Source organism: Bradyrhizobium sp. BWA-3-5, assembly GCF_032917985.1.
In the GTDB taxonomy this organism is placed as follows: Bacteria; Pseudomonadota; Alphaproteobacteria; order Rhizobiales; family Xanthobacteraceae; genus Bradyrhizobium.
The window spans coordinates 2637395-2650775 of the sequence record NZ_CP136626.1; the positions used below are offsets into that span (position 1 = coordinate 2637395).

Consider the following 13381-nt stretch of genomic DNA (forward strand, 5'->3'; position numbering starts at 1 on the left):
GAAACAGATCGTGCCGAAATTTGCCGCCAATCTCACCATGCTGTTCGGCGAAGTGCCGTTCCTCGATCGCTTCGCCGCCGCCAAGGCCGCCGGCTTTGGCGGGGTGGAATATCTATTTCCGTATGATTTCGACAAGGCCGAGCTGCGCGAACAGCTGCACCAGCATGGCTTGACCCAGGTGCTGCATAATCTGCCTGCCGGCAATTGGGGCGCCGGCGAGCGCGGCATCGCCATCCTGCCTGACCGGGTGGACGAGTTCCGCGACGGCGTGGCGCGCGCCATCGATTATGCAAAGGCGCTCGATTGCCGCCAGCTCAACTGCCTGGTCGGCATCGCGCCCGAAGGCGCTGACGTGACCGATCTGAACGAGGTGTTGATTGGCAATCTTCGCTTTGCGGCGGATGCGCTCGCCAAGGAGGGGATCAAGCTGTTGATTGAGCCGATCAACACGATCGACATTCCCGGCTTCTTCCTCAACAAAACAGCGCAGGCACTGCAGCTCATTGCGGACGTGCGCTCGAGCAATCTGTTCGTGCAGTACGATATCTATCACATGCAGATCATGGAAGGCGACCTCGCGCGCACCCTGCAAATGCACTTGCCCCGCATCGCCCATGTGCAACTCGCCGACAATCCCGGCCGCAACGAGCCGGGGACCGGCGAAATCAACTATCCCTTCCTGTTCAGGCATCTCGACGCTATTGGTTATCGTGGCTGGATCGGGTGCGAATACAAGCCGCGGACGACTACGGTCGATGGTCTCGGCTGGCACGCGGCGCTGACGCTCGATACCTGACCGACAACCAAGAAACGAAGGGGAGTGTGAAATGACCAATATCGGCTTTATCGGTCTCGGCACCATGGGACGCCCGATGGCGGTCCATCTTCAGGCCGCCGGCCACCGCCTATTCCTGCATGATGTCGTCCCCATCGCACCAGAGCTGGTGGCCGAGCGCGGGGTGGTCTGCAAATCAGGCAAGGAAGTCGCCGAGAAGTCCGATGTCGTCATCGTCATGGTGCCAGATACGCCGCATGTGGAAGCCGTGCTGTTCGGGCCTGACGGCGTCGCGGCCGGGCTCTCGAAAGGCAAGATCGTCGCTGACATGAGCTCGATCTCGCCGCTCGCCACCAAGGAGTTTGCCAAGAAGATCGAGGCGCTCGGATGCGACTATCTCGATGCGCCGGTTTCCGGCGGCGAGGTCGGTGCCAAGGCAGCGAGCCTGACCATCATGGTCGGCGGGCCGGAACGCGCTTTCGAAACCATGAAGCCGATCTTCGACAAGATGGGCAAGAACGTCACCCTCGTCGGCGGCAATGGCGATGGGCAGACCACCAAGGTCGCCAACCAGATCATCGTGGCGCTGACGATCGAAGCGGTCGGCGAGGCGCTATTGTTTGCGTCGAAGGCTGGCGCGGACCCGGCGCTGGTGCGCAAGGCGCTGATGGGCGGCTTCGCCTCGTCGCGGATCCTCGAAGTCCATGGCGAGCGCATGGTGAAGCGCAATTTCGAGCCGGGCTTTCGCATCGAGCTGCACCAGAAGGATCTCAACCTGGCGCTGGAGGGCGCGCGTGCGCTCGGCCTTTCCTTGCCGAGCACGGCGCTGGCCCAGCAATTGTTCTCTTCCTGCGCGGCCCATGGCGGCAAGGCGTGGGATCATTCGGGCATGGTGCGCGCGCTCGAAATGATGGCGAGCCACGAGGTCGCAAAGGGCTGACCGATTTGATTGGGAACTCCCCGTGACTGGAACCCGCGTCGAGGCTTCGGCGCGGGCTTTTTCTGCAACCATGGAACCGGAACCTTATCACGCCTCCAGTAGTTGAAATGCATCATCAATTTACTGGAGGGTGCAATGAATAATCGTTTGGCCGTTTCTGTGATTGCCGCTGCGTTGCTGCTGCCCGGCGCGGCGTTTGCGCAATCCACCACCGCCCAAGGCGCCGCGGAAGGCGCCGCGCGGGGCGGTGAAGCGGCAGGTCCGGTCGGCGCGATCGTCGGCGGCACGGTAGGTGCTGCTGTCGGCGCGGCCGTGGAAATTCCGAACGCCGTGATCACGTCGATCCCGCGTGACCGCTCGGTCGTAGTGCGCGAGCAGGTGGTGGTAGGCGAGCCGCTGCCGCCAACCGTCGAACTGCGCACCGTGCCGCAGCACACCGAATACCGCTATGCGGTCGTCAATGATCGCCGCGTGATCGTGGAGCCGCGCACCCGCAGGGTGGTCCGGATCCTCGACTAAGGAACGTAAGCTTTTGCTGAACCATCCTCGCGGGCATCGTCCCGCGGGGATTTTTTTATCACGGCGCGCTCTGGCGCGTTCGCTTCAGCGTCCAGTCGAACGCCGCAGCAGCCACCAGGCCGAGGGAGCCCGCCAGCGCGTCAACGACGAAATCTTCCATCCGTGCGTGCCGGCCGGGCGCCCAGAACTGCATAATTTCGATCAGGCCGGTGTAGGCAATGACGAAGGCTGCCGTCAGCGAACGGCTGCGGGTATGGGCCAACCCGAAGGCGAGCCCCAACAGCACGAAGGCCAGCGCGTGCTCGCCGTTCTGCCCGAGATTCAAATGTGGCCGCTGTTCCGCCGGCCCGAGGGTTGCGAAGGCAATGGCTGCGGCAAGGCCCCAGGCGGCAAGTCGAAGGATGATCGTCATGGGCAGGGCATAACACACATTCCGCGCGGTAGGTCCATGCGCGTGAACGAGGCGGTGCCTGTGGTTAACCCGTCAGAGCGGCTCCCTTACGCCCATACCGTGCATGAAGCGTTCCCGGATCTGCACGGGATCGCGCCGGGTGGTGCCGTTGCCCGGCTTGTCGTCGATGCGCGCGCCGATCAGCACCGGGCCGGTGGCGAACAGGGCCTCCTCGATCAGGCGCTCAAAATCCTCTTCGTCCGCCGCCCAGCTACTGTTGGTGAGCCCGCTTGCCACCGCAATGGCGACGATGTCGGCGACGGAAGCCGCCGGCGTCGGCTGGGCGCCGGTGATCTGGTAGATGCCGTTGTCCATCACCACCATGGTGAGATTCTTCGGCGCCAATGTCGCGATGGTCGTCAGCGACCCCAGTTGCATCAATAGCGAGCCGTCGCCTTCGAGCGCAAACACGCGGCGGTCCGGTTGCGCCAGCGCGACACCGAGCGCGATCGGGAAGGCGAGGCCCATGCTGCCGAGCATGTAGAAATTCTGTGGCCGGTGGCCGGCGGCCCACAGGTCGAAATTGGTGTTGCCGATGCCGCCGATCACGGCTTCCTCGTTTCTGAGCTTCGCGATCAGCCGCGAGGTGAGATCGAAGCGGTTCATGACCTTGGTGTTGCGGACGGGACTAGCGCTGTTCATGAGATCGCTCACTTGTCGAAGACCTTGCCGCCGGTCAAGAGCGGCGAGAGGATCAGCGCCACCGGCGCCTGCGTGGTGATGGCCTGCTTGATCGAGCGGTCGGCAATGAATTCGAGCTCGTCGAATCGGGTGATGGTGTGGTGCTCCATCGCAAGCGAATCCAGCACCGGTCGCATGGTGCGGCAGACTAGGGACTGGCCGTAGTTGAACTCGCCGAGTGTACCGCGCTCGGAGACGAACATGATCAGCGGGATCTGATAGGGGATCGCCAGCGACGCCAGCACGTTCGCAAGCGTGGCAAACCCCGAGGTCTGCATCAGCACCGCGCTGCGCATGCCGCCCATCCAGGCGCCGGAGACGATGCCGACCGCTTCCTCCTCGCGCGCGGTGGCGAAGGTCGTGAAAAACGGGTCGGCATGCAGGTTCTTGATCAGCGGCGTCAGGACGCGGTCGGGCACGTAGGGGACCAGACGGACGTCGTTGCGCTTGAGCGTCTGCAGCACCACGCCGTGCCAGCTATTGTCGGAGGTCTGAGGCGAGGTTTTTTCCTCTGCAACCGCCATTTCGGTCTCCCTTTACCCGCGCCGATTTGTTCGTGGCGTTCATTCCTGGAGCGGCGAACTTGACGCCATCGGCGAGATTGTCAACATGTTCCGAACGTATCCGGCTCTGCGCCGCGCGCCGCTACATCAGACGTGCGACGATGTGAGATAAGCGGATAAAGATCTAGGGAACGCTAGGCTCTGCTCAACCGAAAGCTGCCAGGGAAAAATGACCGTCAACAACAAGCGCGTGTTCTACGTCAAATATCTCGCCCATGAGATCTATATCGATATCCTGAAAGCACGCGCCGATGTGCGGCTCGACCGGCTGGAGAACGACAGCCCTGACACCGTTGCGGCGCCGATCCTGTCGGCCGCGCATGCCTATCAGGTCGGCGCGGCGCGTGACGAGATCGCCGGGCATTTCCATGTCAATCAGGATCTGCTGCGCCGGGCGCCGAACCTGCTGATCGTATCCTCGAACGGCGCAGGCTTCGATCCCGTCGACGTCGATGCCTGCACGGCGGCCGGCGTGCTGGTCGTCAACCAATCCGGCGGCAATGCCAATTCGGTGGCCGAGCACGCGCTTGGGATGATGCTGACGCTGTCCAAGCGCATCCTCGAATCCGACCGCGCGCTGCGCCGCCAGGCCAACGTCAATCGGAATTCGCTGATCGGCAATGAGCTTCAGGGCAAGACCGTTGGCATCGTCGGCATCGGCAATGTCGGCCGCCGCATTGCCGAGCTCTGCAACGGCCTGCTCCGCATGAAGGTGATCGCCTACGATCCCTATCTCAGTGCGGAAGAAATCTCAGCCCGCGGCGGCGAGAAGGTCGAGCTTGCCGACCTGATGCGTCGTTCGGACTTCGTCTCGATCTCCTGCCCGCTGACTAAGGACAATCGCCGCATGATCGGGCCGCGCGAATTCGCGCTGATGCAGCCGCATGCCTTCTTCGTCACCACTGCGCGCGGTTTCATTCACGACGAGGAGGCGCTGTACGAGGCGCTGCGCGACAAGCGGATCGCCGGCGCGGGGCTCGATGTCTGGGACAAGGAGCCGCCGCCGCCGGAGCATCCGCTGCTGCAGTTCGACAACGTGCTGGCAAGCCCGCATACCGCCGGCGTCACCAAGGAAGCGCGCATCAACATGGGCAGGATCGCCGCCGAGCAGATACTCGATGCGCTCGACGGCAAGCGTCCGCCGCGCGTCGTCAATCCCGAGGTGTGGCCGGCCTATGCGAAGCGTTTCGAACATATATTCGGCTTCGCGCCGAAATAGGCTGGCACCTCCCGCGAGAGACGATTCACGATGACCGAGCCGGCAGACCGCTTCTACGAGTCCCAGGGCCTGCGGCTGCACTATGTCGACTGGGGCAATGTGTCGGCGCCGCCCCTGGTCCTGATTCACGGCGGGCTCGATCATTGCCGCAGCTGGGACGCGATCGCGCGGGAGCTGCAGCCGGATTTTCACATCATGGCGCCGGATCTGCGCGGCCATGGCGACTCCGAATGGGCGAAGGGAAGCAGCTACAGCCTGACCGATAATGTCTATGACCTGACCCGGCTCATGCGCTTTGCGGAGCTGCAGGATGCGGCGATCGTCGGCCACTCCATGGGCGGCATGGTCGCGCTGGCCTATGCCGGCACCTATCCGGAGAAAGTATCGCGCCTCGTCGTACTTGACGGCGCGTTCTTGTCGAACTCACAAGCCGCGCCGATCGCCGAGCAAATGTCGCGCTGGATCACCCAGCTCGACCGTATCGGCGATCATCAGGAGAGCACGTTCGGATCGATCGAGGAGGCGGCGAAGCGGCTGTCCACGCGCAACAAGCGCCTGACACCGGCGTTGGCGCTTCATCTGGCCGGTCACGGCGTCCGGAAGGGAGATGACGGCCTCTATCGCTGGAAATTCGACCATTACCAGCGGGCGAGGGCGCCATACCGGCTGTCATCGGAGGATTATGCCGGCCTGTGGTCACGCATCGCCTGTCCAACCTTGTTGATGTGGGGCGACGAAAGCTTTCTGCCCGATCCCGAAGCCGCCGGGCTGCTCGGGCATTTCAAGACAGCGGAGATGGAGAAGATCGCGGGCGCCGGCCACTGGCTGCATCACGACCGGCTCGATGTGGTGCTGGCATCGCTGCGACGGTTTCTCGATACAACATCGTCGCCGAAGGCGGTCGACAGCCGCATCACCGGCTGACGCGCCGAATCCGGGGAGAAAATGTTGTTCGCCGCGAGGGCGATTACGGCAATGAATCCACTGCCGATGAGCCTCCGGACGAAGCGCTCATTGCTATTTTCCCAGCAATCTCGACTAGTTAGCCTGACAATATCATCTTCTTTGTGCGCGCCCTTTCCCCCGGCGCATATGGAAGATGAAGAGATGCGACAGGTTCGTTCATTGCTGAGCAGCGCGTCCTCCCGGATTGGACGCCGGCTGTCGGAGATCGTGGCCATCGCCGCCGCCAGCCTGCCGTCCGCCGGCGCTTGAGGCGCAGGCGCCTTTAGCCGCTTCGACAGCACGTTTAACTCTCTCGCTTAATAACCCCGTTCGCGGTCGATGGAATGCGGTGGACGCCGGCCGGCGCGGATCGCTTCCGCGGTGGCGCGAAACGTCGCGCCGATCGCTTCCATGCTGACTTCGCAGGCGTCGTGCGGGGTGACGACGATGCGGGGGTATTGCCAGAACGGATGGTGCGGCGGCAATGGCTCGGTCGCGAACACGTCGAGCGCGGCCCCGGCAAGCTGGCCGCTGTCCAGCGCCGCGAGCAGATCGGCTTCGACCAGGTGCTCGCCGCGGCCGACCTGGATCAAGTAGCCGCCGCGGAACATGCGGGCAAAAGTCCTGCGGTTGAGAATGCCCCGTGTCTCCGGCGTCAGCGGTAGCAAGTTCACCAACACCTCGGTCTGACCAAGGATGGCATCCAGGCCATCGGCGCCATCGAAGCCGCTAATGCCTTGCGGCATCGGCTTTGCGGTGCGGCTCCACGCCATGACCGGAAAGCCGAGAAAAGCGAGATCGGTGGCGACGCGGCGGCCGATCTCACCAAAGCCCAAAATGGCGACCGGCATGTCCTGCGCCCGGCGCTGTCCAAGCCCGAGCCGCCGCCAGCGTTGCTCACGCTGCTGGGCCTGATAGGTCGCAAAACATCGCTGATGGCCGATGACGTGCCAGATAACGAAGCTCGACATCATCTGCGCTTGCGCCGGATCGACGACACGAATGACATCGATATCGGGCCGCAGGCTCGGACATGCCAGGATATTGTCGACGCCGGCGCCGATCGAGCACACCGCCTTAAGATTCGGGTAGCGTTCGAACGCATCGTCCGGCGGATGCCAGGCCACTGCCAGCCGGACATCCGCTGCCGAACCTTCGTGCGGATGGCTGACGATTTCGACCTGGTCGGCCGCGTGTGCGAATTGCGGACCGAGATAACGGCGAAGGTCGAGGCTTTTGCTGACCAGGACGCAGCGCATGTCGGCGATCGCGTTCATGCCGCCTTGGACGCTGATGTCTGGCCGGGAACGGCGGAAAGCAGTTCGCGCGTGTAGGCATGCTCGGGGGCCGCGAACAGCAGCGAAGCGGATTTGAGCTCGACGATCGCGCCGTGCTGCATCACCGCGATGCGGTCGCAGATCTGCGCGGCAACCCTGAGATCGTGGGTGATGAACAGCATCGAGAGGCCGAGCCGCGCTTTCAGATCCTCGAGCAGGTCCAGAACCTGCGCCTGCACGGACACGTCGAGCGCCGAGACCGCCTCATCGGCGACCAGGATTTCGGGGTCGAGCGCCAGCGCCCGCGCAATACCGATGCGCTGCCGCTGCCCCCCGGAGAATTCGTGCGGAAAGCGTTCCATCGCACTGGCATTGAGGCCGACGAGGCCGAGCAGCTCACTTGCGCGCTTGCGTGCCACTGCCGGGTCGACGCCATGGGCGATCGGTCCGTCAGTGATGATGTTGCCGACCTTGCGGCGCGGGTTGAGGGAGGCGAACGGGTCCTGGAATACCATCTGGATGCGGCGGCGCTGCTCGCGTAACGCCTTGCCGCCGATCCTTGTGAGGTCGACGTCGCCCATGCGGACGGTGCCGGCATCGGGCTCGATCAGGCGCATCACGAGCCGCGCGACCGAGGATTTCCCGGAGCCGGATTCGCCGACCAGGCCGAGCGTCTCGCCGCGGAAGATGTCGAAGCTGACATCCTTGGCTGCCTGCACGCGCCGTTCGCTGCGAAACCATCCGCCGCCGCTGACATAGGTCTTGCCGAGACCGATCACCTCCACCGCCTTGTTACGATCGAACAGCGGCGTCCGCTGCGGCGGCTGCAAGGTAGGAACGGCGGCCAGCAGGGCGCGGGTGTAGGCGTGTTGCGGACGCAACAGCACATCGTCCGCGGTGCCTTGCTCGACCACCTTGCCGTGCTGAAGTACAACCACGCGATCGGCAATCTCGGCAACGACGCCGAAATCATGGGTGATGAACATGACGGCCATGTTGCGCCGCCGCTGCAGGTCGCGGATCAGTTTCAGGATCTGCGCCTGCGTCGTGACGTCGAGCGCCGTCGTCGGCTCGTCCGCCACCAGCACCGCAGGTTCGAGCGCCAGCGCCATCGCGATCACGGCGCGCTGGCGCTGGCCGCCGGACAGTTGATGAGGATAGGCGCGAACCGCGCGCTCTGGGTCGGGGAGGCCGACCTCGCGGATCAAAGCGAGGGCCTTCTGCTGACGCTCCTTCGGCATCAGCAAACCGTGCGCCTCGAACATCTCGGCAATCTGCTCGCCGATCCGCATCAATGGATTGAGCGCCGTCATCGGCTCCTGGAACACCATCGCGATGCCGCGGCCGCGGAGCGACAGCCATTCCGCCGGGCTGAGCGCGAGCAGGTTCTTGCCCTCGAACAGGATCTCCCCGGACGCGGCCTTCACCGTGTCGGGCAATAGCCCCATCAGCGCATGGGCGCACATCGACTTGCCGGAGCCGGATTCGCCGACCACGCAGAGGATCTTGCCGGCGGACAGTTCGAACGACACGCCATCGACGGCATATTCGCGGTCGCCGCTGGGCGGCAGCGCCAGCTTCAGATTCTTGACGGCGACGGTCATGCTCAGCGTCCTCCCTTGGCGAGCCGAGGGTTGAGCGCGTCGTTGAGGCCTTCGCCGACCAGGTTCAGCGCCAGCACCGAGATGAGGATGGCGATGCCGGGAAAGACGGTGATCCACCAGGCCTGACGGATCACGGTGCGGCCGGCGCCGACCATGTAGCCCCACGACATCAGATTGGGATCGCCGAGGCCGAGGAAGGAGAGCGAGGATTCCAGGAGGATTGCGGTCGCGACCATCAACGAGGCTAGCACGATGACTGGCGACAGCGCATTCGGCAGGATCTCGCGCCAGATGATCCACCAATTGGTTTGGCCGGTCACGACCGCGGCCTGGACGTACTCGCGCGTGCGCAGCGACAGCACCTCGCCGCGCACCAGCCGCGCCACCGGCGGCCAGCTCACGATGGCGATGGCCGCCACGATCGACACAATGGACGGCTGCATGATCGCGACCAGCACGATGGCGAGCGCAAAGCTCGGCACGGTCTGGAAGAACTCGGTGAAGCGCATCAATGCGTCGTCGATCTTGCCGCCGAAATATCCGGCCACCGCACCGAGTGGGATACCGATGACGAGCGAGGCCAGCGTCGAGATCAGGCCGACCAGCAGCGAGACGCGCGCGCCGTAGATGATCCCCGCCATGACGTCGCGGCCGAGCGCGTCGGTGCCGAGCGGCAGGCCTGATATCGTCAGCGGCGGTAGGAACGGGCGCTGCACCATGCGCCAGGGGGAGGTCGGAAACAGCAGCGGGCCGAACAGGGCAACGGCAATCGCGATGCTCAGGATTGCGACGCCGATCATGCCGCCGGGATTGCGCACCAGCATTCGCCAGACCCGCTTCATGTGGCGAACTCGATGCGGGGATCGACGGAGCGGTAGACGAGGTCCGTGATCAGGTTGAAGGCCAACACCATCGCCGAGCAGACGACGAACACGCCGAGCAGAAGATTGTAATCACGCTGCAGCAGCGCCTCGTACATCAGGCGGCCGATGCCGGGCCATGCGAACACCGTCTCGGTGAGCACGGCACCGCCGACCAGCGTTCCCGCTTGCAGGCCGGCGAGGGTAACGACCGGCAAAAGCGCGTTGCGCAGCACGTGACGGCGCTGGATCACGGCATCGGAGAGGCCCTTGGCGCGGGCGGTCTTGACGAAATCGAGCCGGTTCACCTCCAGCATCGAGGCGCGCGTCATGCGGGCGTAGGTGGCCATGAAGAACAGCCCGATCGTCGTCGCCGGCAGGATCAGATGCGCGGCGACATCGAGCACATGGGCAAGGCCGGTGTAGCCCGCGCCGACCGTCTCGTAACCAAAACTCGGCAGCCAATCCATCGTGACGGAGAACAGCAGGATCGCCATCAGCGCGACCCAGAACAGCGGCGTGGCGTAGAAGATCAGCGCCGCGACCGTAATCGCGGTATCCGCCCAGGTGCCTGCAAAGCGGGCCGCCAATGCGCCGAACAGGATGCCGAAGGTGAGCGAGATCGCGAACGCAGTCCCTGTCAGCAATAGCGTCGCCGGCAGGCGATCGAGGATCAACTTCGAGACCGGCATCTGCTGGCGAAACGAAAAGCCGAGATCGAGGCTGAGGATGCCTTTGACATAGAGGAACAGCTGCACCGGCAGCGGTTGGTTGAGGCCGAATTTTTCGCGCAGTTGCGCGACAAAAAGCTGATCGCCAGCGCCGGCTTCGCCCGCCATCACCAGCGCCGGATCGCCCGGCGCCATCCGGATCAGGAAGAAATTCATGACGACGAGGGCGAGAAGGACGATGACGGCCTTCGCGAGCCGCTGCGCGATGAAGGAGACCATGGGCTGTGCTTGCGTTGGAGGGTGTCCGGGCGTCAGGCCTCTGGCCGACGCCCGGGTGTACGGTTACTTCTCGATCCAGGCGTCGCGGAAACCGTCGTTCACGCCGATGCCCGTCGTGACCAGGTTCTTGACGCTGCAGCGGGTGATGGTCGGGAATTGCAGTTCGAGCATCCACGCGACAGGCACATCCTCGACCAGGATCTTCTGCGCCTTGGCATAGATTTCCTCGCGCGCTGAATCGGGGAAGGCGACCGCGCCGTCGGCGAACAGCTTGTCGATCTCGGGGTTGGAATAGCCCTCGACATTGTTGAACGGCGAGCCCTTGGTGATCTGGCTGGACACGTAGTTGCGGCCGACGCCGAGCGCGGGATCGCCGTACTGATAGAGATAGGTGAAAGCGATGTCGTAGTCCCACTCGGAGACCTTCTGGTTCCAGCCTGGCACGTCGGTTGCGATCATTTCGACGTTGATGCCGACGTCCTGCAGGTTCTGGCGGACCATTTCGCCCCAGCGCTGCCACGTCTCGCCGTAAGGAAGCGGCAGCATGCGCAACTTCTCGCCGGCATAGCCGGCCTCCTTCACGAGGGCCTTCGCCTTGGCCGGGTCGTAATCGTATTTTGGCACGGCGCCGGTGTAGTACTTGATCGCCGAGCCGGACGGGCCGGTCGCAACCTTGCCGAGGCCGTTCCAGACCACGTCCTTGGCCATGTTGCGATCGATCGCAAACATCAACGCCTGGCGGAATTTCTTGTTGGCGGTAGGGCCTGCGCGGTTGTTGAGCCAAAGCCAGGAATGCGGGCTGAAGAATTCCCAGCCGGCGCCGGTGACGCAGGTGTTCTTGAGCTTGGTGAGCCGCGGCACGTCGAAGTTTTCCACCGAGCCGCCCGGCAGTACATCGACCTTGCCGGTCTCATAGGCGACCGAACGCGCCGCGGCGTCCGGAATCACGTGCCAATAGATCTCGTCGATGTTGGGCTTGCCCTTGACGTGGTAGCTCGGATTCTTGACGAGACGGATGAACGAACCCTTCTGCCACTCCTTGAACATGAAGGGACCGGTACCGACGGGCGTGTTGTTGGCCGGATTGGTCTTGAAATCGGTGCCTTCATAGATGTGCTTGGGGATCATCGGCAGCGAGCCGACCTCGAAGATGCCGATGAACGGGCCGAACGGCTGCTTCAGCGTGAAGACCACGGTGGATTCATCGGGGGCTTCCACCTTGTCGAGCTGCACGAGATTGCCGCGGGCGCGGGCATGGGTCTGCTTCAGGAACTCGATCGAGAACAGCACGTCGGCCGAGGTGAACGGCTTGCCGTCATGCCAGGTCACGCCCTTGACGAGCTTGAAGGTGTAGATCTTGCCGTCCTCGCTGACCGACCAGCTCTCGGCGAGGCCGGGCAGGGGATCGAGCTTGGGGCTGTAGCGCAACAGACCTTCATAGATATTGCCGGCGACCATCTGCGTCGGTCCGTTCTGAACCAGACCGATCATCAGGCTCGGCGGTTCGGGCTGGATCACGGCGTTGATTACGCCGCCCGGCTTTGGCCCATCAGCGGCCGCAGCGGTAATCAGGACGCACAAAGTCGCAAGGCTTATCAAGATCTTACGCTTGGACATTACATACCTCGTTTAAAGAAAAGGGTCTTGGCGCTGCCAAATCGAGGGGGCGCGCAGGTGTCACTTCGCAAAGTCGGGATCGGTCTTCTCGAGCATTCGCCTGAAGGCGGCCCATTCGCTGTCGGGCACGCCGTTGAGCTCGATCGCTTCGTAAAAGGTCGCGTACTGGCCGGCCGTCTTGCGGGCCACCGCGTCGGAAAGCTCGATGATCTCGGCGCCGGATGACTGGATCGCGAGCTGCGCGCGGCAGGAGCGTTCCAAATTGTGCATTAGCTTGAACGCTTCGGCGACCGAACGTCCACAGGTCAGCATGCCGTGACTGCGCAGCACCATCACGAACTTATCGCCGAGGTCGGCGACCAGCCGCTCGCGCTCATCGAGATCGAGCGCGATGCCCTCATAGTCGTGATAGGCGAGACAACCGGTGAACTGCAGCGACCATTGATTGAGCGGCAACAGGCCTCGCTTTTGGCAGGCCACCGCGATACCCGCGACCGTGTGCGTGTGCAGGACGCAGATCGCGTCATGCCGCGCGGCATGGATCGCGCTGTGAATGGTAAAGCCGGCCGGATTGATGCCGAGCCCCAAGGGATCGTCGATGACGTTGCCGTCGAGATCGACCGTCACCAGGTTGGACGCCGTCACTTCCTCGAAACGCAGGCCATAGGGATTGATGAGAAAGCGGTCCTGCCGGCCGGGAAGGCGAACCGAGATGTGGGTGTAGATGCTGTCGTCCAGACCAAGCCGGTGAATCAGGCGGTAGGCCGCCGCGAGGTCGATCCGGAATTGGAGGGTCTGGTCGTCCACCGCCGGCCATGCCTTTGCGGTGCTGTGCGCTGCGCTTGTCATTTCCGCCTTCGCTGAATTTCGACATTTTCAGCTTGCGTGCGGTGCAACCCCTGGGCAAGATTAAAGTGTCGACAATCGACGATTAAAAAATATGCACGGACTGGCGCGGGTTTAGCCGATGCGGCCTATGT

At 63.5% G+C, this 13381-nt stretch carries 14 protein-coding genes; 5 read left to right on the forward strand and 9 right to left on the reverse strand.

What is annotated here, in order from left to right:
* Positions 1-10 precede the first annotated feature (10 nt).
* The 3 genes from hyi (at position 11) to RX331_RS12455 (ending at position 2234) form a co-directional block, all read left to right on the forward strand.
* Positions 11-796 (forward strand): hydroxypyruvate isomerase, encoded by a 786-nt coding sequence (gene hyi / locus RX331_RS12445; protein WP_317256847.1) that lies wholly within the window; start codon positions 11-13, stop codon positions 794-796.
* A 31-nt stretch (positions 797-827) separates the two neighbouring features.
* Positions 828-1715, forward strand: coding sequence for a 2-hydroxy-3-oxopropionate reductase (locus RX331_RS12450; RefSeq protein ID WP_317256848.1), 888 nt, complete (start codon positions 828-830; stop codon positions 1713-1715).
* 135 nt (positions 1716-1850) lie between these two features.
* Positions 1851-2234 carry a DUF1236 domain-containing protein gene (locus tag RX331_RS12455; protein WP_317256849.1) on the forward strand — a complete coding sequence of 128 codons (384 nt, stop codon included), beginning with the start codon at positions 1851-1853 and terminating at the stop codon, positions 2232-2234.
* Positions 2235-2292: 58 nt separating this feature from the next.
* Here the strand turns inward: RX331_RS12455 and RX331_RS12460 are convergent, their stop codons facing one another.
* The 3 genes from RX331_RS12460 to RX331_RS12470 all read right to left on the reverse strand — a co-directional run bounded on the left by RX331_RS12460 (position 2293) and on the right by RX331_RS12470 (position 3890).
* A complete protein-coding gene (locus RX331_RS12460; protein ID WP_317256850.1) occupies positions 2293-2646 on the reverse strand; it encodes a VanZ family protein in 354 nt (117 codons plus the stop codon).
* Between the two features lie 72 nt (positions 2647-2718).
* Positions 2719-3327, reverse strand: a complete 609-nt coding sequence (locus tag RX331_RS12465) for a thiamine pyrophosphate-dependent enzyme (protein WP_317256851.1) — start codon at positions 3325-3327, stop codon at positions 2719-2721.
* A gap of 8 nt (positions 3328-3335) precedes the next feature.
* A complete protein-coding gene (locus tag RX331_RS12470) occupies positions 3336-3890 on the reverse strand; it encodes a thiamine pyrophosphate-binding protein (RefSeq protein WP_317256852.1) in 555 nt (184 codons plus the stop codon).
* Between the two features lie 208 nt (positions 3891-4098).
* Between RX331_RS12470 and RX331_RS12475 the strand changes: the two genes are divergently transcribed.
* Both RX331_RS12475 and RX331_RS12480 read left to right on the forward strand, forming a co-directional pair.
* A complete protein-coding gene (locus RX331_RS12475; protein ID WP_317256853.1) occupies positions 4099-5148 on the forward strand; it encodes a hydroxyacid dehydrogenase in 1050 nt (349 codons plus the stop codon).
* Positions 5149-5178: 30 nt separating this feature from the next.
* Complete coding sequence (locus tag RX331_RS12480; RefSeq protein ID WP_317256854.1) at positions 5179-6072, forward strand: alpha/beta hydrolase; 894 nt, start codon at positions 5179-5181, stop codon at positions 6070-6072.
* 338 nt (positions 6073-6410) lie between these two features.
* Here RX331_RS12480 and RX331_RS12485 read toward each other — a convergent pair whose 3' ends face one another.
* From RX331_RS12485 to RX331_RS12510, 6 genes are all read right to left on the reverse strand, one after another.
* Positions 6411-7370 carry a glyoxylate/hydroxypyruvate reductase A gene (locus RX331_RS12485; RefSeq protein WP_317256855.1) on the reverse strand — a complete coding sequence of 320 codons (960 nt, stop codon included), beginning with the start codon at positions 7368-7370 and terminating at the stop codon, positions 6411-6413.
* The gene (locus tag RX331_RS12490; protein WP_317256856.1) at positions 7367-8974 is read right to left on the reverse strand and encodes an ABC transporter ATP-binding protein; all 1608 of its coding nucleotides are present in this window, start codon (positions 8972-8974) and stop codon (positions 7367-7369) included. The genes RX331_RS12485 and RX331_RS12490 overlap by 4 nt, the downstream gene beginning before the upstream one ends.
* A gap of 2 nt (positions 8975-8976) precedes the next feature.
* Complete coding sequence (locus RX331_RS12495; RefSeq protein ID WP_317256857.1) at positions 8977-9816, reverse strand: ABC transporter permease; 840 nt, start codon at positions 9814-9816, stop codon at positions 8977-8979.
* Positions 9813-10784, reverse strand: a complete 972-nt coding sequence (locus tag RX331_RS12500) for an ABC transporter permease (RefSeq protein WP_317256858.1) — start codon at positions 10782-10784, stop codon at positions 9813-9815. The genes RX331_RS12495 and RX331_RS12500 overlap by 4 nt, the downstream gene beginning before the upstream one ends.
* Before the next feature lie 63 nt (positions 10785-10847).
* Positions 10848-12401, reverse strand: coding sequence for an ABC transporter substrate-binding protein (locus RX331_RS12505; RefSeq protein ID WP_317256859.1), 1554 nt, complete (start codon positions 12399-12401; stop codon positions 10848-10850).
* Between the two features lie 60 nt (positions 12402-12461).
* Complete coding sequence (locus tag RX331_RS12510; RefSeq protein WP_317256860.1) at positions 12462-13250, reverse strand: class II aldolase/adducin family protein; 789 nt, start codon at positions 13248-13250, stop codon at positions 12462-12464.
* Positions 13251-13381: the final 131 nt, after the last annotated feature.